General features: G+C 68.4%; 21 protein-coding genes. 16 read left to right on the top strand and 5 right to left on the bottom strand.

Annotated elements, in window-relative coordinates; genetic code table 11:
* The first annotated feature begins 13 nt into the window (after positions 1 to 13).
* Positions 14 to 304: a DUF3253 domain-containing protein gene (locus Q9R31_RS00615; RefSeq protein ID WP_311260844.1), complete on the top strand. Its 291-nt coding sequence runs from the start codon at positions 14 to 16 to the stop codon at positions 302 to 304.
* Positions 305 to 318: 14 nt separating this feature from the next.
* On the opposite strand, the gene Q9R31_RS00610 is transcribed toward Q9R31_RS00615, so the two are convergent.
* Positions 319 to 2,193 carry a Na+/H+ antiporter gene (locus Q9R31_RS00610; RefSeq protein ID WP_311260843.1) on the bottom strand — a complete coding sequence of 625 codons (1,875 nt, stop codon included), beginning with the start codon at positions 2,191 to 2,193 and terminating at the stop codon, positions 319 to 321.
* Between the two features lie 52 nt (positions 2,194 to 2,245).
* On the opposite strand from Q9R31_RS00610, the gene Q9R31_RS00605 reads away from it, so the two are divergent.
* The 5 genes from Q9R31_RS00605 (at position 2,246) to Q9R31_RS00585 (ending at position 7,624) form a co-directional block, all read left to right on the top strand.
* Positions 2,246 to 3,040: an ABC transporter ATP-binding protein gene (locus tag Q9R31_RS00605; protein WP_311260842.1), complete on the top strand. Its 795-nt coding sequence runs from the start codon at positions 2,246 to 2,248 to the stop codon at positions 3,038 to 3,040.
* Positions 3,022 to 4,593, top strand: a complete 1,572-nt coding sequence (locus Q9R31_RS00600; RefSeq protein ID WP_311260841.1) for a transporter — start codon at positions 3,022 to 3,024, stop codon at positions 4,591 to 4,593. The genes Q9R31_RS00605 and Q9R31_RS00600 overlap by 19 nt, the downstream gene beginning before the upstream one ends.
* 22 nt (positions 4,594 to 4,615) lie before the next feature.
* Positions 4,616 to 5,395, top strand: coding sequence for a glucosamine-6-phosphate deaminase (nagB, locus tag Q9R31_RS00595; protein WP_311260840.1), 780 nt, complete (start codon positions 4,616 to 4,618; stop codon positions 5,393 to 5,395).
* Positions 5,396 to 5,513: 118 nt separating this feature from the next.
* Positions 5,514 to 5,843 carry a DUF3039 domain-containing protein gene (locus Q9R31_RS00590; RefSeq protein WP_397428179.1) on the top strand — a complete coding sequence of 110 codons (330 nt, stop codon included), beginning with the start codon at positions 5,514 to 5,516 and terminating at the stop codon, positions 5,841 to 5,843.
* On the top strand, positions 5,843 to 7,624 hold the full coding sequence (locus tag Q9R31_RS00585; RefSeq protein ID WP_311260838.1) for a DEAD/DEAH box helicase: 1,782 nt from the start codon (positions 5,843 to 5,845) through the stop codon (positions 7,622 to 7,624). The genes Q9R31_RS00590 and Q9R31_RS00585 overlap by 1 nt, the downstream gene beginning before the upstream one ends.
* A 4-nt stretch (positions 7,625 to 7,628) precedes the next feature.
* On the opposite strand, the gene Q9R31_RS00580 is transcribed toward Q9R31_RS00585, so the two are convergent.
* Positions 7,629 to 8,261, bottom strand: coding sequence for an isochorismatase family protein (locus Q9R31_RS00580; protein WP_311260837.1), 633 nt, complete (start codon positions 8,259 to 8,261; stop codon positions 7,629 to 7,631).
* A 9-nt stretch (positions 8,262 to 8,270) separates the two neighbouring features.
* Positions 8,271 to 9,599 (bottom strand): nicotinate phosphoribosyltransferase, encoded by a 1,329-nt coding sequence (locus Q9R31_RS00575; protein ID WP_311260836.1) that lies wholly within the window; start codon positions 9,597 to 9,599, stop codon positions 8,271 to 8,273.
* Between the two features lie 214 nt (positions 9,600 to 9,813).
* On the opposite strand from Q9R31_RS00575, the gene clpS reads away from it, so the two are divergent.
* The 6 genes from clpS (at position 9,814) to rdgB (ending at position 14,130) form a co-directional block, all read left to right on the top strand.
* The gene (gene clpS / locus Q9R31_RS00570; protein WP_311260835.1) at positions 9,814 to 10,197 is read left to right on the top strand and encodes an ATP-dependent Clp protease adapter ClpS; all 384 of its coding nucleotides are present in this window, start codon (positions 9,814 to 9,816) and stop codon (positions 10,195 to 10,197) included.
* Positions 10,190 to 10,756 (top strand): DUF2017 domain-containing protein, encoded by a 567-nt coding sequence (locus Q9R31_RS00565; RefSeq protein WP_311260834.1) that lies wholly within the window; start codon positions 10,190 to 10,192, stop codon positions 10,754 to 10,756. Before clpS ends, Q9R31_RS00565 begins: the two co-directional genes overlap by 8 nt.
* 123 nt (positions 10,757 to 10,879) lie before the next feature.
* Entirely contained in the window at positions 10,880 to 11,893 is a 1,014-nt protein-coding gene (gene murI, locus Q9R31_RS00560; protein ID WP_397428199.1) for a glutamate racemase, read from the top strand.
* Positions 11,890 to 12,687, top strand: a complete 798-nt coding sequence (locus Q9R31_RS00555) for an MBL fold metallo-hydrolase (protein ID WP_311260832.1) — start codon at positions 11,890 to 11,892, stop codon at positions 12,685 to 12,687. The genes murI and Q9R31_RS00555 overlap by 4 nt, the downstream gene beginning before the upstream one ends.
* A 28-nt stretch (positions 12,688 to 12,715) precedes the next feature.
* A complete protein-coding gene (gene rph, locus Q9R31_RS00550; RefSeq protein ID WP_026265632.1) occupies positions 12,716 to 13,474 on the top strand; it encodes a ribonuclease PH in 759 nt (252 codons plus the stop codon).
* Complete coding sequence (rdgB, locus tag Q9R31_RS00545; protein WP_311260831.1) at positions 13,471 to 14,130, top strand: RdgB/HAM1 family non-canonical purine NTP pyrophosphatase; 660 nt, start codon at positions 13,471 to 13,473, stop codon at positions 14,128 to 14,130. The genes rph and rdgB overlap by 4 nt, the downstream gene beginning before the upstream one ends.
* Before the next feature lie 90 nt (positions 14,131 to 14,220).
* Here rdgB and Q9R31_RS00540 read toward each other — a convergent pair whose 3' ends face one another.
* Positions 14,221 to 15,015, bottom strand: coding sequence for a VTT domain-containing protein (locus Q9R31_RS00540; RefSeq protein WP_311261607.1), 795 nt, complete (start codon positions 15,013 to 15,015; stop codon positions 14,221 to 14,223).
* Between the two features lie 82 nt (positions 15,016 to 15,097).
* On the opposite strand from Q9R31_RS00540, the gene Q9R31_RS00535 reads away from it, so the two are divergent.
* The gene (locus Q9R31_RS00535; protein ID WP_311260830.1) at positions 15,098 to 16,192 is read left to right on the top strand and encodes an exonuclease domain-containing protein; all 1,095 of its coding nucleotides are present in this window, start codon (positions 15,098 to 15,100) and stop codon (positions 16,190 to 16,192) included.
* Here the strand turns inward: Q9R31_RS00535 and Q9R31_RS00530 are convergent.
* Positions 16,159 to 17,244, bottom strand: coding sequence for an ADP-ribosylglycohydrolase family protein (locus Q9R31_RS00530; RefSeq protein ID WP_311260829.1), 1,086 nt, complete (start codon positions 17,242 to 17,244; stop codon positions 16,159 to 16,161). The genes Q9R31_RS00535 and Q9R31_RS00530 overlap by 34 nt on opposite strands.
* A 235-nt stretch (positions 17,245 to 17,479) precedes the next feature.
* Between Q9R31_RS00530 and Q9R31_RS00525 the strand changes: the two genes are divergently transcribed.
* The 3 genes from Q9R31_RS00525 to Q9R31_RS00515 are packed head-to-tail and all read left to right on the top strand — an operon-like array spanning position 17,480 to position 22,830.
* On the top strand, positions 17,480 to 18,439 hold the full coding sequence (locus tag Q9R31_RS00525) for an aquaporin (RefSeq protein ID WP_311260828.1): 960 nt from the start codon (positions 17,480 to 17,482) through the stop codon (positions 18,437 to 18,439).
* A 57-nt stretch (positions 18,440 to 18,496) separates the two neighbouring features.
* Positions 18,497 to 19,675, top strand: coding sequence for an exonuclease SbcCD subunit D (locus tag Q9R31_RS00520; protein ID WP_311260827.1), 1,179 nt, complete (start codon positions 18,497 to 18,499; stop codon positions 19,673 to 19,675).
* The gene (locus Q9R31_RS00515; RefSeq protein WP_311260826.1) at positions 19,672 to 22,830 is read left to right on the top strand and encodes an SMC family ATPase; all 3,159 of its coding nucleotides are present in this window, start codon (positions 19,672 to 19,674) and stop codon (positions 22,828 to 22,830) included. The genes Q9R31_RS00520 and Q9R31_RS00515 overlap by 4 nt, the downstream gene beginning before the upstream one ends.
* Positions 22,831 to 22,880: the final 50 nt, after the last annotated feature.

Raw genomic sequence — 22,880 nt, 5'->3', positions numbered from 1 at the left:
CCCGGTATCTGCCATGGCGCATCCTGGCGGGAACGGGCCGGAGACCACGGTTGACCGGCAACTGGAAGCGAAGATCCTGGAACTTCTGGCGTCCCGCGCCGCCACGTCCACCATCTGCCCCTCTGACGCCGCCCGGGCCGTGGGCGGAGACGACTGGCGCCGGCTCATGGACCCTGCCCGCGACGCCGCCCGGCGCCTGGTCGATGCCGGGCTGGTCCACATCACCCAGCACGGCACCGTGGTTGATCCCGCCACGGCGAAGGGGCCGATCAGGATCCGGAAGGTTCCCCGGGACGACGGGTAAGCGACCGTGCGCTGTCAGCCCAGCAGGTCATCCACGTAGCACCAGCGCCACTCTTCGCCGGGTTCAATGCTCCGCATGACCGGGTGGCCGGTTTCCTTGAAGTGGCGGCTGGCGTGCCGGCCCGCGGAGGAGTCGCAGCAGCCGATGTTGCCGCACCCGAGGCACATGCGCAGGTGCACGGGCGTGGTGCCCTCCCGCTCGCACCCCGTACAGGACGGGTTCCCGGGAACCGGCGATGGCATGGTTGCCGTCAGGTGGTCGCACACGCCGCCGGGCTGGGATAAGCCTTCGCCGCCACCGTCGCTGGCGGAGTCCAGTTCGTTGAGGGACGCGTCCAGCATGGACTCCTCCACATCCAGCCGTTCCAGGACCTCGCTGAGGACTTCGTGCGCAAAATCGCCGCCGCGCCTCAGTTCCAGCACCTTGTCCCGTTCAGCCTCCAGCATCGCCATTCGCAGCTGCGCGTAGCGCTGGCTGGGGGTCGCCGCCTCTGCCGACGGCCTGCCCAGGCGCTCCCAGGCCGCCAGCCCCCGCTCCTGCGTCCGCCGCCGGAGCATGTCCATGACCTCCGGCGGGTCGCTCTCTTTCCGCAGCTGCTCCAGCCGCTGCATCCCCGCCGCCGTGGCCAGCTGCATCAGTGAGGCCTGGTTCAGTGCATCCTCCCGCCGGTCGGGCCCCGGCAACCCCAGGGCCCGGACCAGGGGCGGCAGGGTGAAGCCCTGCAGCACGAGGGTCCCGGCCACCACCACCATGGCCGCCAGGACCAGCACGTTGCGGTGCTCCAGGCCGTCCGGCAGCGTCAGGACGGCGGCAAGGGTGACCACGCCCCGCATGCCTGCCCAGGACACAATGGCGGGAAACTGCCATGGCGGGGCAGGGTCTGTCCGCTGTACGGAAGGAAGGAGGCGGGGCAGGTATGTGGCCGGAAAGACCCAGACGGGGCGCAGCAGCAGCACCGCCAGCAGGATCACGGCGCAGCCGAGCCACACCCTGCCGGCGCCGAGCGAATCGTCCTGGACGCTGTCGATGATGCTCCGCACCTGCAGGCCGATCAGGAGGAACACCGCGTTCTCCAGCAGGAACTGGACGGTGTCCCAGTTGCTCCGGGCGCTTTGCCGGGCGGCACCATTGGGCATGGACGGCGCCTTGGTGCCCATCACCAGGCCGGTCACGACGACGGCGAGCACGCCGGACGCGTGGATCGCCTCCGCGGGGAGGAACGCAACAAAGGGCGCCATCAGCGATGCCGAGGTGTTGATGGCAACGTTGCTGATGCGCTTCCTGATTTCGGTGAGGAGGTACGCTGCGGCCAGGCCCACCACCAGGCCGCCGCCGGCCGCGACCACAAAGCCACCGGCAACGTCCAGCACGGAGACGGAGCCGGCGATCGCCGCCACGGCGGCGCGCAGGCACACGAGCGCCGTGGCGTCATTGACCAGCGATTCGCCTTCCAGGATGTTGACGATCCGGCGGGGCATCCCCACCTTCCGCGCGATGGCCGTAGCTGCCACCGCGTCCGGAGGCGCCACGACCGCGCCAAGGGCAATGGCCGCGGCCAGCGGGATTTCCGGAAACAGCCACCACACCACCAACCCGACTCCCAGGGTGCCGAAGATGACGTATCCCACGGACAGCAGCCCAATGGACCGGCGGTTGGTCTTGAAGTCGAACAGCGAGGTGCGGAACGCGGCCGCGTAAAGCAGCGGCGGCAGCAGTCCCACCAGCACCAGTTCGGGGTTCAGCTCCACCGGGGGAATGAATGGCAGGAACGATCCCGCCACCCCTGCCAGGACCAGCAGCAGTGGAACCGGGATATTGAACCTGCGGCCCACGGCGCTGCCGGCGCACACCACGGCAACGATCACCAGCAGGCCCAATGCAATGTCCATGACGTTAGTCTCGCACCCCCGCCGGGCCCGGTCTGCGGACTAGGCTGGCATCATGACTGCTCCGATACCCGGCCAGGCGTCGAACACCGCGCCCGTGGCCGCCCTTTCCATCCGCGGGCTGGCCAAGCGCTTCGGCGGGAAAATCGCGGTGGACGGCATCAGCCTGGAGGTCCCGGCGGGGTCGTTTTTCGGGATCGTGGGGCCCAACGGTGCCGGCAAGACCACCACGCTGTCCATGGCCACCGGCCTCCTGCGACCCGACTTCGACACGGCGGTGGTGCACGGCGTGGATGTCTGGCAGCACCCGCTGGAAGCCAAGCGGCTGATGGGGATCCTGCCCGACGGGGTCCGGCTGTTCGACCGGCTTACGGGGGAGCAGCTCATTACCTATGCCGGGCTGCTGCGCGGCATGGACAAGGCCGTGGTGGCTGCCCGGGTCGGGGAGCTGCTGGCGGCCATGGACCTGACGCAGGACGCCGGAACGCTGGTGGTGGATTATTCGGCCGGCATGACGAAGAAGATCGCCCTGGCCTCCGCCCTGATCCATGCCCCCAGGCTCCTGGTCCTGGACGAGCCCTTCGAAGCCGTCGACCCCGTGTCAGCCGCGAACATCCGTTCCATCCTGGACCGGTACGTTGCCTCCGGCGGAACCGTCATCGTGTCCAGCCACGTGATGGACCTGGTCCAGCGCATGTGCGACCACGTCGCCGTCGTGGCCAGTGGCCGGCTGCTGGCCGCGGGAACCGTGGACGAGGTGCGCGCCGGCGCGTCCCTGGAGGACCGTTTCGTCCAACTTGTCGGCGGGCACAGCCACACGGAAGGGCTGGAATGGTTGCGCACCTTCTGAGGCTCAAGCTCACGCTGCTGCGCAACGCACTGCGCCGCAGCCCCTGGCAGCTGGTGGGCATGGCCATCGCGGGACTCTATGCGCTGGGCGTCGTGGCAACACTGATCATCGCACTGGTCCTCCTGCGCCACGCGGGTCCCGTGACCGCACACACCGCAGTTGTCCTCGGCGGTTCCGCCGCAGTGCTTGGCTGGGGCGTCTTTCCCGTGGTGGCATCTGCCACGGACATGACACTCGATCCGGCGCGCTTCACCACCTTTGCGATTCCCATGAAGCAGATGCTCACCGGCCTCGCCCTTGGCGGTTTGATCGGCATTCCGGGCCTGGCCACCGCGCTCGTGGCCCTGTCCACGGTGGTGACGTGGTCCCGCGGCGTCCTCCCCGCGCTCGCAGCCCTCCTGGGCGCAGCCCTGGGCGTCATGACCTGCGTGGTGCTGGCCAAGGTGGTCACCACCGCGACGGCAAGCCTGGCTGCTTCGCGGCGCTTCAAGGACATCAGCGCCATCGCGTTCATGGTGCCCCTGGTCCTGCTGGGCCCCATCCTGGCTGGGGTTGGCCGTGGCATCGGCGCTTCCACCGGCTTCCTGCCCGAATTCGCCCGGACGTTGTCCTGGACCCCGCTCGGGGCACCCTGGGCGCTCGGCGGGGACATCGCGTCAGGCCGGCCCGGGCAGGCCGCGGTGAAACTGCTGGTTTCCGTGGCGGTCCTCGGCGCCCTTGCCTGGTGCTGGAAGCTGCTGCTCGAGCGGGCGCTGGTCACCCCGCCGTATGCCGGGGCCGGGAAGCGCAGGGGCGGCCGGCTTGGGCTGTTCGGCGTCCTGCCGGCCACGCCGGCCGGTGCCGTGATGGCAAGGTCGCTCACCTACTGGCTCCGGGACCCGCGGTATTCGGGTTCGCTCGTGGTGATCCCGCTGCTTCCGGTGGTGCTGGCCTTCCAGGGGGCCCAGACCGGCAGCTATGGCAGCCTTGCCTTCCTTGCCCCGGTGTCGGCCTTCATCCTGGCCTGGTCCATCTCCGCGGACGTCTCCTATGACAACACGGCCTTTGCGCTGCACCTGGCCACCGGGGTCCGCGGGGTGGCGGACCGCCTTGGCCGGGCCCTGGCGTGCATGACCTTCGCACTGCCGGTGGTGCTGGTGTTCGCCGTGGGCTACGCGGCATTCACCGGCAACTGGGCTGCGTTGCCGGGCCAACTGGGGTTGAGCCTGGGAATCCTCTTCACCGGCCTGGGGCTGTCCTCAGTGGTATCGGCCCGCTACACGGTGACGGTACCGCTGCCTGGCGACAGCCCATTCAAGAAGCCGCCGGGCAACGTGGGGCAGACCCTGGCCGTGCAGTTCGTCGGGATGCTGGTCCTGATGGTCCTGGTCCTGCCCGAGGCCGCGCTGCTGGTTGCCCAGGCCGTCACCGGGAACGTCCTGTTCGGCTGGCTCAACCTGGCCGTTGGAACGGTTGCGGGCCTGGTCCTTTTCCTTGCGGGTGTCCGCCTGGGCGGCAAGTGGCTCGAGGCGCGGGGGCCCGAGCTCCTGGCGCAGCTAACCGTCAACCGCTGACAAGGTCCCGGGAAGGAACACCATGGAAATCGTCATTCTGGGCGGCAGCAGGCAGATCGGTAAACTCGCGGCCGATGCCATTGAACAGCTGGTCCGGCGCAAGCCCGGCGCCGTCCTCGGCCTTGCCACCGGGTCCTCGCCCCTGCCCGTCTACGACGAACTGGCGGCCCGGCACGAACGGGGCCTGGACTTCAGCCGTGCCTCCGGTTTTGCGCTGGATGAATACGTGGGCCTGCCGGCCGGCCATCCCGGGTCCTACCGTGAGGTGGTCCGCCGGGAATTCACCAACCGCGTGAACATCGCGCCCGGGAACGTCCACGGCCCCGACGGAACCGCATCCGATATTCCCGCAGCCTGCCGTGCCTACGAGCAGGCCATCACCGCGGCGGGCGGCGTAGACCTGCAGTTGCTGGGCGTGGGCACCGACGGCCACATCGGTTTCAACGAACCCGGCTCCTCCTTCGCATCCCGGACCAGGATCAAGAGCCTGATCGAACAGACCCGCCGGGACAACGCGAGGTTCTTCAACAGCCTCGCGGAGGTGCCGCACCATGTCCTCACCCAGGGCCTTGGCACCATCATGGAGGCCAGGCATGTGATCCTGCTGGCAACGGGAGCGCAGAAGGCCCAGGCTGTCCGCGATTTCGTGGAAGGGCCCGTGGCAGCCATTTGCCCCGCGTCCGTGCTGCAGTTCCATCCGCACACCACCGTCCTGCTGGACGAGGCCGCCGCTTCTGCCCTGAAGCTGGCGGATTTCTACCGCCACACCTACGACAACAAGCCGGCCTGGCAGGGTCTTTGACCGCAGGCCGGCGGACAGGGCGACCGGGAGAAAAGTACGACGGCGGCAGGTTCCGGGCGGCGCGGCGGGAGCCTCCGGCGTCGAACGTCCAGCAGCCGGAACGGCTAAGATGGATCGCATGACTAGCATGACGGACCCTCTCGACAACGACCCGATGCGCGAGCTTTCCGGGGCTGGATCGTCCACGGCCACCATCGAGCGCGAGGAACTGCGCCAGGAAGTGGAACCGGGCGACCGGGAGCGCTTTGCCCACTACGTGCGCAAGGAAAAGATCATGGAGTCCGCGCTGACCGGCGAGCCGGTCATCGCCCTGTGCGGCAAGGTCTGGACGCCGGGCCGGGACCCGCAGAAGTTCCCGGTGTGCCCTGAGTGCAAGGAAGTGTATGAGGGACTCCGCCCGGGCAACGACGGCGGGAAGGGTCCGGGGGACTCGGGCAACAACAAGTAGTGACGGAGACGCTCTTTGGCGGCCCCACCCTGCCTCCGGCCTACCCGGAACGCGCAGCCTGGGGAACCGCCCCGAAACTCCGTGCCTGGCAGCAGGAAGCCCTTGACCTCTACCTGAAGAACAGTCCGCGGGACTTCCTCGCGGTGGCAACGCCCGGTGCCGGTAAAACCACCTTCGCACTGCGGATCGCCTCCACGCTCATCGATTCGGGCGCCGTGAACCGGGTAACCATCGTGGCGCCCACGGACCACCTGAAGCGCCAGTGGGCGGATGCTGCCGCCAAGGTGGGAATCGCCATCGACCCCAACTTCAAGAACTCCGACGGCCAGCACGGCCGCGGCTTCATCGGCGTGGCCGTGACCTATGCCCAGGTGGCCAGCAAGCCGCTGCTGCACCGGGCTAAAACCGAAGCGGCGCGGACCCTGGTGATCCTGGACGAGATCCACCACGGCGGCGAAGCCCTGTCCTGGGGCGACGGCCTGCGCGAGGCCTTTGATCCCGCCGTACGCCGGCTGTCCCTGACCGGTACCCCATTCCGCTCGGACACCTCGCCCATCCCGTTCGTGGAGTATGCCGAGGACCGGGACGGCATCAGGCGCTCCAAGGCCGATTACACCTACGGCTACGGCAACGCCCTCCGGGACCACGTGGTCCGGCCCGTGATGTTCATGGCCTACTCAGGCCAGATGCGCTGGCGCACCAGCGCGGGCGAGGAAATGGCGGCGTCCCTGGGTGAGGCAGCGGTTACCAAGGACATCACCAGCCACGCCTGGCGGACCGCGCTGAACCCGGCGGGGGAGTGGATCCCAGCGGTCCTGGCCGGTGCGGACAAAAGGCTCAGCGAAGTCCGGCGCACCGTCCCGGACGCCGGCGGCCTGGTCATCGCCACTGACCATGAGGACGCGCGGGCCTACGCCGGCCAGCTGAAGAGGATCACCGGGGAGTCGCCCACCGTGATCCTGTCCGACGATGCCAAGGCGTCCAGCAAGATCGAGGAATTCTCCGCCGGCGACAAACGCTGGATGGTGGCCGTGCGCATGGTGTCCGAAGGCGTCGACGTGCCCCGGCTCTCGGTCGGTGTGTACGCCACGTCGACGTCCACGCCGCTGTTTTTCGCCCAGGCCGTGGGGCGCTTCGTGCGTGCCCGCAAGAGGGGCGAAACGGCGTCGGTCTTCCTGCCGTCCGTGCCCCAGCTGATGGCACTGGCCAACTCCATGGAGATGGAGCGGGACCACGCCCTGGACCGGCCGGAAAAAGAGGACGGCGACGGTCTCTTCAACCCCGAAGACTCGCTGATGGAGGAGGCCAACCGCGAAGACAAGGCCTCGGACAGCCTCACCAAGGGCAAGTTCGAGGCGCTGGACTCCCAGGCCTCCTTTGACCGGGTGCTGTTCGACGGCGGTGAATTCGGTACGGGCGGCGAGGTGGGCTCCGACGACGAACTGGACTTCCTGGGAATCCCCGGCCTGCTGGACGCGGAGCAGGTGGGGACACTGCTGCGCCAGCGCCAGCACGAACAGCTGAACCGGAAGAACCGGAAAGCGCCGGCGGCCGCCGAAAGCCAGGCCCCGGCCGTTCCCGACCACCGGATGCTGATGGACCTGCGCAACGAACTGGCCAAGAACGTGGCTGCCTGGGCCGCCCGCACCGGGACGCCGCACGGCGTGGTGCACACCAAGCTGCGCACGGTCTGCGGCGGGCCTCCCGTGGCGCAGGCCAACGAGGAGCAGCTGAAGTCGCGGCTGCGCAAGCTCCAGGACTGGTTCGTGGGCCGCACGTAGCGGCTTAGGTGACGTCCGCCCCGCCGAGTTCCATCTCGGCGACGGTGTCCTCCAGGTCATCGGCGATGCCGGCGGTCAGCGAGCGCACCACCGTGACGCCGTAGCCGGCCTGGACGGCGTCGAGCGCGGTGGCCTTCACGCAGTAGTCGGTAGCGATGCCGACCACCACCACGTCCTCCACGTCGTGGCTCTGCAGCCAGTCATCGAGGCCGATGGCGTCCTCATCGGGCTCCAGCGCCTCCTTGGCGCCGGCCAGGCCGCCGGCCTGCCGTTCCCCGGTGGGAACGGCGTCCTCCGGGGCCAGCAGTCCCTCGAAACCTGAGTAGGCGGCGGCGAACTGGCCCTTCCGGAAGTACGCATCGATGTACTCGGTGTCCAGGTCCGGATGAAGATCCGCCCCGCGGGTCCCGGCCACGCAGTGCGGCGGCCAGCTGTCCTTGAAATCAGGGGTGTCCGAGAAGTGGCTGCCGGGGTCGACGTGCCAGTCCTGGGTGGCAACCACATAGTCGTATTCGCTGTTGTGGGCGTCCAGGTACTCGCTGATGGCGCCTGCCACGGCCGCGCCGCCGGAAACGGGGAGCGAGCCGCCCTCGCAGAAATCGTTCTGCACGTCCACGATGATCAAAGCGCGGGACATCGGTGCTCCTTAGTTTTCCTCATAGAGGGTGGGAATGGCGGCCTCGCCCCGCTGCAGGCGGTTGACCACGGACGGCAGCTCGGCCATGGAGTCTGCGTGGCGCTGCCGCGCGCGGAGCACGCCCTCGTGTCCGGTCCAGCCGGGCAGCAGTTCGCCGTTCTTCATGAACTGCTGCAGCAGCGGACGGTCGTTGCCGTCGTCCTCGGGCCGGCGGCCAACGCCCACCACCTCCGCGGTGGCGGTGCCGCGTTCGTCCAGCTTCCGCAGCGCGTACTTGCGCCCGCCCATGCTGGCCTTGTTCTTGGCCGCCTTGGCCACGGACACGAAGTTGCCGTCATCGTCGGCGCGGCTGACCAGCTTGTAGACCATGCTGGCGGTGGGAGCGCCGGAACCGGTCACCAGCGATGTCCCCACGCCGTAGGAGTCAACGGGCGCTGACTGCAGGGCGGCGATGGCGTACTCGTCCAAGTCCGAGGTCACCACGATTTTGGTGTTTTCGTTGCCGAGGTCGTCCAGCAGCCGGCGCACCCACTGCGCCTGGGCCACCAGGTCGCCCGAGTCCAGCCGGACGGCGCCCAGGCGGGGCCCCGCAAGGTCAACGGCCGTGCGGACGGCCTTTTCGACGTCGTACGTATCCACCAGCAGGGACGTTCCCTCGCCCAGCGACGCAATCTGGGCCTCGAAGGCCTCCCGCTCGGTGTCGTGCAGCAGCGTGAACGAGTGGGCTGCGGTGCCCACGGTCTTTACGCCGTAGCGGATGCCCGCTTCAAGGTTTGAGGTGCTGTCAAAGCCGGCAATGATGGCCGCACGGGCTGACGCGGTGGCGGCCTCCTCATGGGTGCGCCGCGAGCCCATCTCGATACAGGGCCGGCCACCGGCGGCGCTGACCATCCGGGAAGCGGCGGAGGCGATCGCGGTGTCGTGGTTCAGCACGGACAGCAGGTAGGTCTCCAGCATGCAGGCTTCGGCGAAGGAGGCCTCGACGATCAGGATTGGGGAGTTGGGGAAGTAGGCCTCGCCCTCGGCGTAGCCCCAGATGTCGCCCGAGAACTTGTAGTTGGCCAGGTACTCCAGCGTCTCCCGGTTGACCACCCGGGTGCGCTCCAGGAACTCCAGTTCAGCTTCGCCGAAGCGGAACTGCGCAATGCCTTCCAGGAGCCGTCCGGTGCCGGCCACAATGCCGTAGCGCCGGCCGTCGGGCAGCCGCCGCGCGAACGCCTCGAACACGGACCTGCGGTGCGCGGCCCCTGAATGGAGGGACGCCTGCAGCATGGTCAGCTCATAGTGGTCGGTGTAAAAGGACGTGCGGGGATGGTCCCAGCCGGCTGAGGTGCTCACGAAAGTCACTCTAGTCCCCACCGGCTCCCACGTCTCGCTCCGCTTCGCCGCGGGGCCCTGACCGGCGTGGGCCCACCCACCGGCTCCCACGTCTCGCTCCGCTTCGCCGCGGGGCCCTGACCGGCGTGGGCCCACCCACCGGCTCCCACGTCTCGCTCCGCTTCGCCGCGGGGCCCTGACCGGCGTGGGCCCAACCCCCACATAGAATGGACAGATGACCATAAGCGTTGCGCCCGGCCCTGATACACAGGAGGGCATCCGGACCGGCACAGCAGAGTCCACCGACTCCCTGACCGCGCCGGACATCCCCTGGAACCTGGTGATCTGGAACGATCCCGTCAATCTGATGAGCTACGTCAGCTACGTCTTCCAAAGCTACTTCGGCTACTCGGAGACCAAGGCCAACAAGCTGATGATGGAGGTTCACCGCAAGGGCCGCTCGATCGTCGCCTCCGGCAGCAAGGAACAGGTGGAGCGCCACGCCGTGGCCATGCACGGGTTCGGCCTGTGGGCCACGGTGGAAAAGGCAAGCGGCGGCAACGGTGGCACATCAGGCAAGTCCGGCGGTCCGCGCCAGGGTAAGGGAAAACGTGGCTAAGGCATTCAAATACGGACTCAAGGGCATCACCGGCTACCTGGAACCGGCTGAACGGGACCTGCTGCGCAGCCTGATCGACGACGTCATTTCCATGCTGCAGCCCGAGGACCGCACCGGGCAGGACCCGCTGGCAGCGCTGATCGGCCTGGACATGGACGTCGCCGAACCGACGGACCGCGCCGTGAAGCGGCTGCTTCCCAACGTTGTGAAGGACGACGGCGCCGCGTCCCTTGAGTTCCGCCAGCTCACCGAGCGTTCCTTGCGGGAAGCGAAGATCGGGGCCCTTCGCGCTGCGGCTTTGGACCTGGATAAGGACGAGATCGTGCTGACGCCCGAGGGGGCGCAGCACTGGTCCATGGCGCTGAACGACGTGCGGCTGGTCCTGGCAGAGCGGCTGGACATCCGGGACGAGGCCGACGCCGAGCACGTCCACCGCATGCAGGACTGGTCCCAGGCCGAGGACGTGGAAAGCTACCTGGCCCTGGTGTACAACTTCAGCACCTGGCTGCAGGAGTCCCTGGTCCAGGCCATGCTGCAGTCGATGGAATCCCGCCGGTGAACCACGGCGGCCAGGGGGAGGCCGTCCGCTGTGACGCAGCAGACATGAGTCGCAGGACACAAGATGATGGCTGACGCTTCCGGGAACACCTATCCTCGAATAATCATGACTACAGCCCCGAGCATGGAACCACCGGCGGAAACACAGCCCGCGGACGCAGGCAGCGGGTTTCCGGCCGTTGCCCCGGAAACCCGTCCCATCGGCGTCTTCGATTCCGGCGTCGGCGGGCTCACCGTGGCCCGCTCCATCATCGACCAGCTTCCCAACGAGTCAATCCTCTACGTGGGGGACACCGCCCACGGGCCGTACGGGCCGCTCCCCATCGCAGAGGTGCGGGCCAACGCCCTGGGCGTGATGGACGAACTCGTGGACTCCGGCGTCAAGCTGCTCACCATCGCCTGCAACTCGGCGTCGGCCGCTGTCCTGCGGGACGCCCGGGAACGGTACACCGCCAAGTACGGCATCCCGGTCATCGAGGTCATCCAGCCCGCGGTGCGGCGCGCCGTCGCCGCCACCCGCAGCGGAAAGGTGGGCGTGATCGGCACCTCGGCCACCGTGGGATCGCGCGCGTACGAGGACACCTTCGCCGCCGCGCCCGACCTGGACATCACCTCCGTGGCATGCCCGGAGTTCGTCAGCTACGTGGAGGCCGGAATTACCACGGGCCCGGCGCTGCTCGCCGTGGCGGAGGAATACCTTGCACCCCTGAAGGCAGCCGGCGTGGACACCGTGGTCCTGGGCTGCACCCACTACCCGCTGCTGACCGGCGTGATCTCCTACGTGATGGGCGCAGACGTCACCCTGGTGTCCAGCGCGGAGGAAACCGCCAAGGACGTCTACCGGGCGCTGGCCACCCACAACCTGCAGCGCACCGAATCCTCCCCGCCCGAGCACCACTTCGTGGCCACCGGCGACGCGGGGCAGTTCGAAGCACTGGCCCGGCGGTTCCTGGGCCCCGAGGTACTGTCCGTTCGCCACGTGGACCATGTGGCCGCGCAATACCCTACGGGCAGCCTGGCGCGGATCACTCCTGAGATGATCGCCGCTGCCCAGAGCGCGCGGGAACGCCCCAGGATCTCCAACTTCGTGGGCGGCGGACTGGCCGGCGCCCGCCGCGCGGGGGGACCCGCCCTGTGAAGCTGACCATCGTGGGATGCACGGGCTCGTTCCCCGGGCCCGGCTCCCCGGCGTCGTGCTACCTCCTGACCGCCTCTGACGGAGAGCGGACCTGGAAGGTGGTGATGGACCTTGGCAGCGGTGCGCTGGGAGCCATCCAGCGCTACACGGACCTGGAGGACATTGACGCAATCTTCCTCACCCACCTGCACCCGGACCACTGCATGGACCTGTGCGGACTGCACGTTGCCATCCGCTGGAAGCCCGGCGGCTGGGGCCGCGGCAGGATTCCCGTGTGGGGTCCCGCGGCCACCGCGGACAGGATGGCCACGGCCTATGGGCTGGACCTGGACCCCGGCATGCGTGAAGAATTCGACTTCACCAACTGGGCCGAACGCGAATCCGTGACCGTTGGCCCCTTCACGGTGACCCCCTTCGCCGTCAACCATCCCATCGAAGAGGCCTACGCCCTGCGGGTGGAAGTGGTGGAGCCCGGCAAGGACGGCACACCGGTGTCCCGGGTCCTGACCTATTCCGGCGACACGGACTCCTGTGCCGGGCTGGAGGAAGCTGCCAAGGACGCCGACCTGTTCCTGTGCGAGGCAGCCTTCGAGGAGGGCCGTGACGCCGACATCAAGGATGTCCACCTGACCGGCAAACGTGCGGGGGAGGCTGCAGCGGCGGCCGGCGCGCGGCGGCTCCTGCTGACCCACATCCCGGTATGGACGTCCCAGACCACGGTCATGGCCGAAGCCCGTCCCGTGTTCCACGGCGACGTGGCCGTTGCCGTGGCGGGCGTCCACTACACCATCTAGGCGCACCGGCACTCGATAAGCTAGGGGCATGACATCTGAAGCAACTGCAGTGCCCATCGTGCGCGCCGACGGCCGTGCCCCCGACCAGCTCCGGCCCATCAGCATCACCCGCGGATGGTCCAACCAGGCTGAGGGATCGGCACTGATCGAGTTCGGCAACACCAGGGTGCTCTGCACGGCGTCGCTGACCCCTGGTGTCCCGCGCTGGCTGAAGGGCGAGGGCCGCGGCTGGGTCACGGCGGAATACGCCATGCTGCCGCGCGCCACCAACACCCGGTCGGACCGCGAATCCGTGAAGGGAAAGATCGGCGGCCGTACCCACGAGATTTCCCGCCTGATCGGGCGCTCGCTGCGCTCCATCATCGACACCAAGGCCCTGGGCGAGAACACCATCGTGCTGGACTGCGACGTCCTCCAGGCCGACGGCGGCACCCGCACCGCAGCCATCACCGGGGCCTACGTGGCGCTGGCGGACTCCATCCGGTTCGCCCGGGACAACCAGCTGATCGGCAGGAATGCCCAGCCCATCATCGACACCATCGCCGCCGTGTCCGTGGGCATCATCGACGGCGTTCCCATGCTGGACCTGCCTTATGTCGAGGACGTCCGTGCCGAGACCGACATGAACGTGGTGGTTACCGGCTCCGGCAAGTTCGTGGAGGTGCAGGGCACTGCCGAGGGCGCCCCCTTCGACCGGGCAGAGCTGGACCAGCTCCTTGACCTTGCCCTGCTGGGCACCGCCCAGCTCGCTGCCATCCAGCGGGAGACCCTGGCGGAATCCCTGTGAGCAGAACCCCTGCGACCAGCGTTCCCCGCTTGGTGCTCGCCACGCACAACAAAGGAAAACTCCGCGAACTCCGCGAACTGCTGCGCGGGCAGGTGCCAGGGCTCGACGTCGACACCCAGGTGGTGGACGCCGCGGCGGCAGGTGCCCCGGACGTCGTCGAGACCGGCGTGACGTTTGCCGAGAACTCGCTGCTGAAGGCACGCTCCGTGGCCGGCGCCACCGGACTGGTGGCCATCGCCGACGACTCCGGGCTGGCCGTGGACGTCATGGGCGGGGCTCCGGGGATCTTCTCCGCCCGCTGGGCGGGACGCCACGGCGACGACGCCGCCAACCTGGAACTCCTGCTGAACCAGCTCTCCGATGTTCCCGACGAGCACCGCGGCGCTGCCTTCGTGTGCGCGGCCGCGCTGGCCATGCCCTCCGGCGCGGAAGGGCCGGGGCGTGAAGTGGTGGAGTACGGGCAGCTGGAGGGGATCCTCCTGCGTGAACCCCGGGGGACCGGCGGGTTTGGCTACGATCCTGTGCTGCAGCCGGCAGGTGAAAACCGCAGCTGCGCCGAATTGTCCGCGGAGGAAAAGAACGCCATCAGCCACCGCGGCAAGGCTTTCCGGGCGCTGCTGCCCTCGATTGTGGCAGCCCTGGAGGCAGCCGGCTAGGAACCCATCGGCAAGGCAAGCCACGAAAAGAAGGTGCCCACCCCGGTGGGGTGGGCACCTTCTTTTCGCAATATCGAGGCGGGAGGCCTGCTACTCCGGGCGGCCGCCGCGTATGTTGCGGGGAGTCTTGCGCTCCTCCTCCGGTTCGTGCTCCTCGATGAACTCGTCGACGGCGTCTGTGCCGTAGGCCTGCGCCTGGCGCTTGGCGGCCAGGCCGCGCAGGACCTCGATGCCGATGGGAATCACCGAGACCAGCACGATGGCGATGAAGATGATGTCCAGGTTGTCCCGGACCCACGGCACTTTGTCGCCCAGCAGGTAGCCGAGCAGCGTCACGCCGCCGCCCCACAGCGCGGCACCGATGACGTTGTAGATGAAGAACTTTTTCCTGCTCATTTGTGCCACGCCGACGATGACGGGGACGAAGGTGCGGATGATGGGCACGAAGCGGGCCAGGATCAGGGCCTTGCCGCCGTGCTTTTCAAAGAAGGCGTGCGCGTTTTCGATATTCTCGCGCTTGAAGAGCCGGGAGTTTGGCTTGTTGAAGATCGCGGGGCCGGCCTTTGAACCGATGAGGTAGCCGGTCTGGTTGCCGATGATGGCCGAGACCACGATCAGCAGCGCCAAAAGCCAGATGTTGAACTTGATGGTATCCGTGGCCACCAGCAGGCCGGCGGTGAACAGCATGGAGTCGCCGGGGAGGAAAAACCCCACCAGCAGGCCGGTTTCGGCGAAGACGATTCCGCACACCAGCAGGACCACCCAGGGGGCGAGCGCGGGATCGGCCAGGAAGACCTGGGGGTTCAGCCAGTCGGGCAGGAAGGAAGCCATTTTCGGCTGGATCGGTCCCGCGCCGCCCAGCATGGACACAGCGAGGTCATTCATCACAGGAAAGTTCACCCCTCAAGGGTACTTGACCGGCCTGTGCCTCCCCGGCTGGGACGTTAGCGGCGGTAAGGTAGGGGCCGTGGGTTTGGACTTTACGGCGATCGATTTCGAAACGGCCAACGGCTTCCGCGGCTCCCCGTGCTCCGTGGGATTGACGAAGGTGAGGGGCGGGAAGATCGTCGCAGAGGCCTCCTGGCTGATGCGCCCGCCGGCCGGTTATGACCACTTTGACCACCACAACGTCCGGATCCACGGCATCACTGCTGCGGACGTTGCCGGAATGCCCCGCTTTGGCGAGCTGTTCCCGGAAATTGGCGCCTTCATCGGCGACGACGTGCTGGTGGCGCACAATGCCGCCTTTGACCTGGGCGTGATCCGTTCCGCGCTGGAGGTTTCCGGCTTGCCCGGACCCGCCTACCACTACGTCTGCACCGTCATGCTGTCCCGGCGCTGCTACTCCCTCGTCTCCAATTCCCTTCCCTTCGCCGCCGAGGAAGCGGGAGTCCCGCTGGTCAACCACCACGATGCCGCCGAGGACGCCCGGGCCTGTGCCGGAATCCTCATCGATATCGCCGCGCGCAACGGTGCCAACAGCATCGCCGAACTCTTCCTCTCCCTGGGGCTGGCCATGCCGCACCAGCAGGCCTTCGATCCCGCCTCCGGGGACCTGTCAAAGCCAAGCCTGGCGGCCATCGCAGCTTCTTCCGGCAACGGTGCCGCTCTGGTCAGCCGGTTCCAGTCGGGCTGGCCCGAGGAGGGGCTGAACCCCGAACCCAACCTGGACGCCGAGCCCGGCCATCCCCTGTACGCGCAGACGGTGGTGTTCACGGGGCAGCTCTCCATTGACCGACCGGAAGCGAAGCTGCGCTCGGCCAGGTGCGGTGCCCGGACGGAAAGTCGGGTCACCGGCCGTACCACCGTCCTGGTGGTGGGGGACGGGTTCGTTGCCACGGACCTGCGCTCGGGCAGGCTCACCGGCAAGGCCCGCCGCGTCCTGGAACTCCATGAGCGGGGACAGGCCATCGAAGTGCTGTCCGAGGGTGAGTTCCTGCAGATGGTGGGAGGCGGGGACTCCCGGCAGGATGCGTACGCCGGTGCCGGGGAACCTTGGGACGGACATCTGCAGGGCCTTCACCAACATCAGCCTTCGCCGGTGGTGACCTTCACCAACTGATCGGCCATGCCGCGGACCACGTCCGGCGCTTCCAGGGCCCCGAGCCACTGAACCGGGAGGCAGTCCTCCCCGTACAGGGCTCCCAGGATGTTCCCGGCCAGCGAGCCCGTGGTATCGCTGGGGCCGCCGTGGTTCACGGCAAGTGACAGAGCGTCCTGGAAATGCCGGGCCGGCTGGGCGTCCGCGCCGTCATCCGGCAACGTGGCGAGGACTGCATAAAGCGCGACGGCGAGTGCTTCCGCTGCCGTCCAGCCTCCGCCGAGCACCTGGACCAGTTCCTCCGGGGCAACGATGGCTTTGTCGGCGAGGCGGAGGGCTGCCTCAAGCCCGTCCGGGAGCTCCGGAGCCACGCCGGGGAGGGCGGCCGCATGCGCGGTGACGTCGGCAGCGGCGTTCCGCAGTGCCTCACCGGACACCAGCTTATGGATCAGGAGGCTGAAGATTCCGGCACTCTGGCGGGCGGAAGGATGTCCGTGCGTCAGGGAGGCGGCGTCGGCGCTCAACTTGTACACGGCGTCGGGCGCAATGTGCGGAATCAGCCCGAATGGTGCCGAGCGCATTACGGTGCCGGCGCTTTTCGCTTCGGGGTTGACCGGGCGGACCGACGTCCCCATCTCGCCGGTGGCGAGCCCGCTGACGCAGTCCTGGTCCGGATGCCGGTTTTGACGGAACACCTCGTTGCGGTCGATCCAGCGGGGCTGCGGTGTGGGCGCCGAAGGCCCGGCGTCTTTGCCCTGGGCCGCCAGCCAGCGCAGGTACGCCAGCCAAAGGCAGGCGTTCACGTCCGCACCCACCCCGGAGTTGGCCCACTCCAACGCCTCCACGAGCCCGTCCACCGTATATAAGGTCAGTTGCGTGTCATCGGAAAAGGGCCAGGGACCGGACAGGGGGTCAAACCCGGTCAGGCCCTGCGCTCCGAAGCGCTGCCGGATCGCCCCGATGGAATCGGCCTGCACGGCGTAGCCCAAAGCGTCCCCCAGCGCTCCGCCCAGCAGGGCGCCATGGATCCGGGACTTGAGGGAGGGCGCAGGAAGGCCACTGTCGGTGCTCATGGAGTAAATTTACCGTCCGAAAACCGGTCCCGGCGCGGATCCCTTCCCTTGGGGGCGTCCCTTCCATCCAGCCGGGCTCCGCGGACAGCTGGTGTCCAGCAAACGCACAGCCAATCATGCAATACTGCACGGGTTGCCCGCGAGGCTCCTGCTTGCCGGTGGAAGCACCGGAACCAGCTGCAGCACCATGCCACGCAACGCATGCACCAGGCCCCCACGAAGTAAAGGTCCCATCATGAGCACCCCCGTCCCCGCCCGCGACGCACTGCAGCCCGGTACGCCTGCTGCGGCCACCGCTCTGATGCCCCGCCTGGCGTCCGAGGCCTTCGGCAGCCTCTTCCTGGCCGTTGCCGGGCTGGGCGTGCCACTGTTCAGCATTCCGCAGTCCAGCCCGGTGCCGTCCGCCCTTGCGGCCGGGCTGGCCATCACCGCTGCAATGCTCGCCTTCGGGCATATCTCCGGTGGCCACTTCAATCCTGCCATCACCTTGGGGCACCTCCTGGCGGGACGGATCCGTGCGGGCGCCGCCGCAGCGTATGCTGCCGCGCAGGTGGTGGGAGCCCTGGTGGGCGCCCTTGCGCTGTTCGGAATCCTGCGCACCCTGCCCAGCATCCCCGACAGCCGCACCGCATTCGATACCGTAACCGCCGGCTTCGGCGAACACTCCATCATCCAGGCGCCGCTCGCCGCCGTCGTGCTCCTGGAACTGCTGGGGGCCGCGATCATCGTGGCTGTCTTCCTTGGTGCAAGCCGCTCCGGCGGCAGCCGCACCGTGGCGCCGGTTGCCGTAGGCCTGTCCTTCGCGGCGCTGCTGCAGGTGGGCCAGTCGGTCGGCAACCTGCCGTACAACCCCGCCCGGGCCGTCGCCTCCGCTGTCTTCAGCTCCGGCTGGGCTGTGGAGCAGCTGTGGGTCTTCCTGGTCGCGCCGCTGGCCGGCGCGGCCATCGCGGGGCTGGTGTTCCGCATCACCGGGCTGGAGGGCGCCGCCGCTCCCGTTGAGGACGGCGCGGGCGTCGCTGCCGCCGGGGCCGACAAAAACGCGGCCGAGGCCGGCGATGATTCCGACGATGAGGCCGACGACGACGGCGTGGAAAGTGCCGCAGCAGACGGGGTGGCGCCCGCAGCGGCTGCCCGCAAGGAGAAGGCGGGCAGCGTCAGTGAGGCCCAGGAGTTTTTCGAAGGCAGGCGGTCCTGAGCGCCGCGGGCCGCGGCGTTTTCTTAGAGTGTCAGTGGTTGCCGATAGCTTAGGGATATGCGGTTACTTCACACCTCGGACTGGCATCTGGGCCGGTCCTTCCACGGCGTTGGCATGCTGGACGCACAGCGCGCTTTCGTTGACCAGCTGGTGGCAGCGGTCCAGCGGGACAGCGTGGACGTTGTCCTAATCGCCGGTGACGTCTATGACCGGGCACTGCCGGGCGTGGATGTGGTCCACCTGCTCGATGACGCACTGGTCCGCCTGACGGCCGCGGGTGCCAAAGTGGTGCTTACCAGCGGAAACCACGACTCCGCCATCCGTTTGGGTTTTGCCTCCCGCCTGCTGGAACGCGGGGGAGTGCACCTGCGCACCAGGGTGGAGGACCTGGACCACCCGCTCCTGCTGCCGCTGGGCACGGATGCTGCCGGAAGGGAAGCCGTCCTGGCGCTTTACGGCATCCCGTGGCTTGAGCCCAGGCTGGTCGCCGAACAGTTGGGAGCGGAAACGGCAAGCCACTTCGAGGTTACCCGGGCGGCCACCGGCCTGATCCGGGAGGACATCGCCCGGCGCGCGGCTTCCGCCACCGTCCACTCGGTGGTCCTGGCCCATACCTTTGCCAGCGGAGGCATCAGTTCAGACAGCGAGCGGGACCTCAGCATCGGCGGCGTGGGCGCGGTCCCCCTGGACCTGTTTGACGGTTTCGGCTACACCGCACTGGGCCACCTGCACGGGCGCCAAAAGCTCTCCGTTTCGGTCCGGTATTCGGGTTCGCCACTGGCCTACTCCTTCTCCGAGGCCAGCCACCAAAAGGGCGCCTGGCTGGTGGACATCGGTCCCGAAGGCGTCACGTCCGTTACCGAGGTCCTTTGGGAGGCCCCGCGTTCCCTGGCCGTCCTGCGCGGAACCCTCGAAGATCTCCTGGCGGACCCCGGCCACGCCTGGGCTGAAACCGCCTATTGCCAGATCACCCTGACGGATGCGCAGCGTCCCGCCCGCGCCATGGAACAGCTCCGCGCAAGGTTCCCGGACACCCTGGTCCTGGCATTCGACCCGCAGGGCGCGGCTGCCGCCACACAGGCCAGCTACAGCAGCAGGCTTGCCGGCGCGCCGGACGACCTCACGCTGTGCTGCGGCTTCCTGGACCACGTGCGCGGACGGAGCGCGGACACGGCCGAGAAAAACGCGCTCGCCGCCGCGCTGGAGAACGTTCGGCTGCTGGAGGCGTCACGGTGAGGATCCATCATCTGCGCATCTCCGGATTCGGCCCTTTCGCCGGAACCGAAGACATCGACTTGGACCGCCTCAGCGCCCATGGCCTCTTCTTGCTGAACGGGCCCACCGGTGCCGGCAAGACCAGCGTGCTGGATGCCATCTGCTTTGCCCTGTACGGCTCCGTCCCCGGAGCCCGGCAGGATGGCAAGCGGCTGCGCAGCGACCACGCGGACCCCGGGCAGGAACCTGCTGTAACGTGCGAATTTTCCTCCCAGGGCCGGCGCTTCGAAGTAACCCGCTCCCCGGCATGGGACAAGCCCAGCGCGCGCGGCAAGAACGGCTTTACGGTTCAGCAGGCCAAGACGCTGCTCCGCGAGCGGGTGGACGGCGCCTGGGTGGAAAAGTCCGCCCGCAATGACGAAGCCGGCGCGGAAATCATGGCCCTGCTGGGCATGGACCGCGATCAGTTCACCCGGGTGGTGATGCTGCCGCAGGGTGATTTCGCCGCCTTCCTCCGCTCCAAGGCCGCCGACCGCCTGGACCTGCTGCAGAAGCTCTTCGGCACGCAGCGGTTCGAAGCCCTGGAACAGGAACTGGCGCGGCAGGCCGCCGCTGCCAGGGAGGACGTCGCCGCCCTTGCTGGGCAACTTGCCCTCCTTGCCTCGCGTGCCGAAACCGAAGCCGCTCCGCTCCAGCTTCCAGATGCCGGGGCTCCGCCGGCGGACGACATCCCTGGCCGCCTTGACTGGCTCCAGGCTTCCGTTGCAGGCCGCCTGGCGGAACTCACCGACGTTGCCACCGCTGCTGCGGCCGCCGGCCAGGACCGTCGCATTGCGGTGGAGCTGGAAGCGGCACGCCATGAGCGGCACCGGAAACTCCAGGCGGCCAGGGAACGCCGAAAAGCCGTGGAGGAGGGCGCCGCACGTCAGGAAGAGCTTTCCACCCGTCTTGGGCGGCACCGCCAGGCCGAGGTACTCCAGGGGCAATTGCAGGCCGTGGACGCTGCGGCTGCCAAGGTCCACAGCGCGGCAGCGGCTGCAGAATCCGCCATGACGTTGCTCCGCATGGCAGCCGGGGACGACGACGAGCTGGCCCAGCTGGGCCTGGAAACAGTTAGCGTCACACCAGTTGGCCCGGCAACACCAGAGTTGCCGTCAGCAGAGGGTGCTGCAGCCGCTTCCGGTCCGGGTTCCGGGGGCACAGCCGGGCGGACTGCACATGCCGCCGCGGGAAGCGTGCCCGGGGCAGCCGACGAACTCGGCCGGCTGCGTTCGCTGCTGGCCGTCGTCGAGGCGCGGCTGCCGGACGAGGACAGGCTCCAGGACCTCCGGAAGCGGCACAGCAGCCTGGCCGGCCGGGAGGAAGAGCTCCGCCTGGCCCTGGAGACGCTGGGCAATCGTGCGGCCCACCTGCAGGAGCAACGGGGAGTGCTGGCCGAGGGCATGGACCAGCTTGAATCCCGTTCCGTCGAGGCGGCGCTGCGCCGCAAGGAAGCTGCTGCGGCCGCGGAACTGCTGGACGTCGTCCGGCGGTACGGGACGGCTGCCCAGCGCAGGGACCTGGCCAGGGCCCGTCATAACGATTCGCGGGAGGCCCTGCTGGAGGCCAAACGCCATTGGCTGGACCTGCGGGAGGAACGGCTCGCCAACGCCGCATCCGAGCTGGCCGCCAAGCTGGTTGCCGGCGAGCCCTGCCCGGTCTGCGGAAGCGGGCAGCATCCCCTTCCTGCAGATGGCGGCACCGAGGGGCCGGGCCTGGCCCAGGCTGAGGAGGAGGCCCACGGCGCCTACGAGGCTGCAGAGGCAGCCCATGCCCTGGTTGCCGGGGATCTTGCCGACGCAGAGCAGGCCGTGGCCGTCCTCGCCGGTCAGGGCGGGACCACCCTGGTGGAGGAGGCACGCGCCGGTGCAGAGGCCGCACTCGCCGCAGCAGCCGACGCTGAGCAGGCCGCGGACGAGTTGCAGGACAGGCGGCAACGGCTGGAAGCATTGGATGCCAGCATCGGGAAGGCCCAGGCCGCGCTGTCTGAAACGGAGGCAGAGCTGTCCCAAACTGCATTGTCCCTTGCCGGCGTGGCCGAGCAGGCAGCCTCACTGGACAATGCGCTTGCCGGCCTCCGGGGGAACCAACCCAGCTTAAACCACCGGCTCCGGGCGCTCGAGGACGCAGTAGCGGTCCTGGACAAGGCCGTTGAAGCGCAGGCGCGGCTGGACGCGGCGCGCCTGCGGTCCGCGGAATTGCAGGAACAGTTGGAACTGGCCCTGCCGGGTGCGGGCTTTGCCACGGCGGACGATGTCCGCGGCCAGCTCCTGCCGGCCGGTGAAGCGGCAGCCCTGGAAGCTGCCATCCGTGCAGCCCAGGATGAAGCCGCCCGCGTGGCCGGATTGTTCGAGTCCGAGGACATTGTGCTCGCCCTGGCAGAAGCCGCCGACGGCTTCCTGGCGGACGAGGAACGGCTGGCAGCGCTGCGCCTTGAGGCGGACACTGCCCGGAATGACGCGCGGGAAGCCGATCTGGCTGCCGGTCTTGCCAGGCGCTGCCTGGAATCCCTGAAATCCATCGCCGCGGAATACCAGGAACTGGTCCGCTCGTCCCGGGAGCCGGCGGAGCGGGCGCAGATGCTTACGGGACTGGCTGACGCGGCAGCCGGCCGCGGCGAGAACACGTACCGGATGAGCCTGAACAGCTACGTCCTGGCCGCGCGGCTGGAGCAGGTGGCCCTCGCCGCCTCCGAACGCCTGGTGGCCATGAGCGATGGCCGCTACCTGCTCCAGCACACTGACGCCAAGGCTGCGCGCGGGGCCAAGTCAGGGCTGGGCCTTGAAGTTGTGGACCAATGGACGGGCTTCCGGCGGGACACCTCCACCCTGTCCGGGGGTGAGTCCTTCATGGCATCGCTTTCGCTGGCTCTCGGGCTCGCGGACGTGGTCCAGCAGGAGTCCGGAGGGGTGGAAATCGAGACCCTGTTCGTGGATGAGGGCTTCGGAAGCCTGGATGAACAGTCCCTGGAGCAGGTCATGGATGCCATCGAAGGGCTCCGCGACGGCGGCAGGGTGGTGGGGCTGGTCAGCCACGTTGCGGAGATGAAACAGCGCATCGGTACCCAGCTGCAGGTACTCAAGAGCCGGAACGGTTCCACGCTGCGGATCTCCGAAAGCCTGGACGCCCTCGTTTGAGCCGGCCGATATAATGGAGCGCGTTACCGGGTTGCGCGCATCGGGAGGAG

Source organism: Pseudarthrobacter sp. BRE9 (assembly GCF_031844305.1).
Taxonomy (GTDB): Bacteria; Actinomycetota; Actinomycetes; order Actinomycetales; family Micrococcaceae; genus Arthrobacter.
The sequence above is the reverse complement of the archived record's forward strand: the minus strand, read 5'-3'. Positions and strand labels throughout refer to the sequence as shown.

What these genes read in the sequence shown, in the direction of transcription:
- Q9R31_RS00615 (WP_311260844.1), top strand. Translation starts at nt 14, where the DNA reads ATGGCGCATCCTGGCGGGAACGGGCCGGAGACCACGGTTGACCGGCAA.
- Q9R31_RS00610 (WP_311260843.1), bottom strand. Translation starts at nt 2,193, where the DNA reads ATGGACATTGCATTGGGCCTGCTGGTGATCGTTGCCGTGGTGTGCGCC.
- Q9R31_RS00605 (WP_311260842.1), top strand. Translation starts at nt 2,246, where the DNA reads ATGACTGCTCCGATACCCGGCCAGGCGTCGAACACCGCGCCCGTGGCC.
- Q9R31_RS00600 (WP_311260841.1), top strand. Translation starts at nt 3,022, where the DNA reads ATGGTTGCGCACCTTCTGAGGCTCAAGCTCACGCTGCTGCGCAACGCA.
- nagB (WP_311260840.1), top strand. Translation starts at nt 4,616, where the DNA reads ATGGAAATCGTCATTCTGGGCGGCAGCAGGCAGATCGGTAAACTCGCG.
- Q9R31_RS00590 (WP_397428179.1), top strand. Translation starts at nt 5,514, where the DNA reads ATGACTAGCATGACGGACCCTCTCGACAACGACCCGATGCGCGAGCTT.
- Q9R31_RS00580 (WP_311260837.1), bottom strand. Translation starts at nt 8,261, where the DNA reads ATGTCCCGCGCTTTGATCATCGTGGACGTGCAGAACGATTTCTGCGAG.
- clpS (WP_311260835.1), top strand. Translation starts at nt 9,814, where the DNA reads ATGACCATAAGCGTTGCGCCCGGCCCTGATACACAGGAGGGCATCCGG.
- murI (WP_397428199.1), top strand. Translation starts at nt 10,880, where the DNA reads ATGGAACCACCGGCGGAAACACAGCCCGCGGACGCAGGCAGCGGGTTT.
- rph (WP_026265632.1), top strand. Translation starts at nt 12,716, where the DNA reads ATGACATCTGAAGCAACTGCAGTGCCCATCGTGCGCGCCGACGGCCGT.
- Q9R31_RS00540 (WP_311261607.1), bottom strand. Translation starts at nt 15,015, where the DNA reads ATGAATGACCTCGCTGTGTCCATGCTGGGCGGCGCGGGACCGATCCAG.
- Q9R31_RS00530 (WP_311260829.1), bottom strand. Translation starts at nt 17,244, where the DNA reads ATGAGCACCGACAGTGGCCTTCCTGCGCCCTCCCTCAAGTCCCGGATC.
- Q9R31_RS00525 (WP_311260828.1), top strand. Translation starts at nt 17,480, where the DNA reads ATGAGCACCCCCGTCCCCGCCCGCGACGCACTGCAGCCCGGTACGCCT.
- Q9R31_RS00520 (WP_311260827.1), top strand. Translation starts at nt 18,497, where the DNA reads ATGCGGTTACTTCACACCTCGGACTGGCATCTGGGCCGGTCCTTCCAC.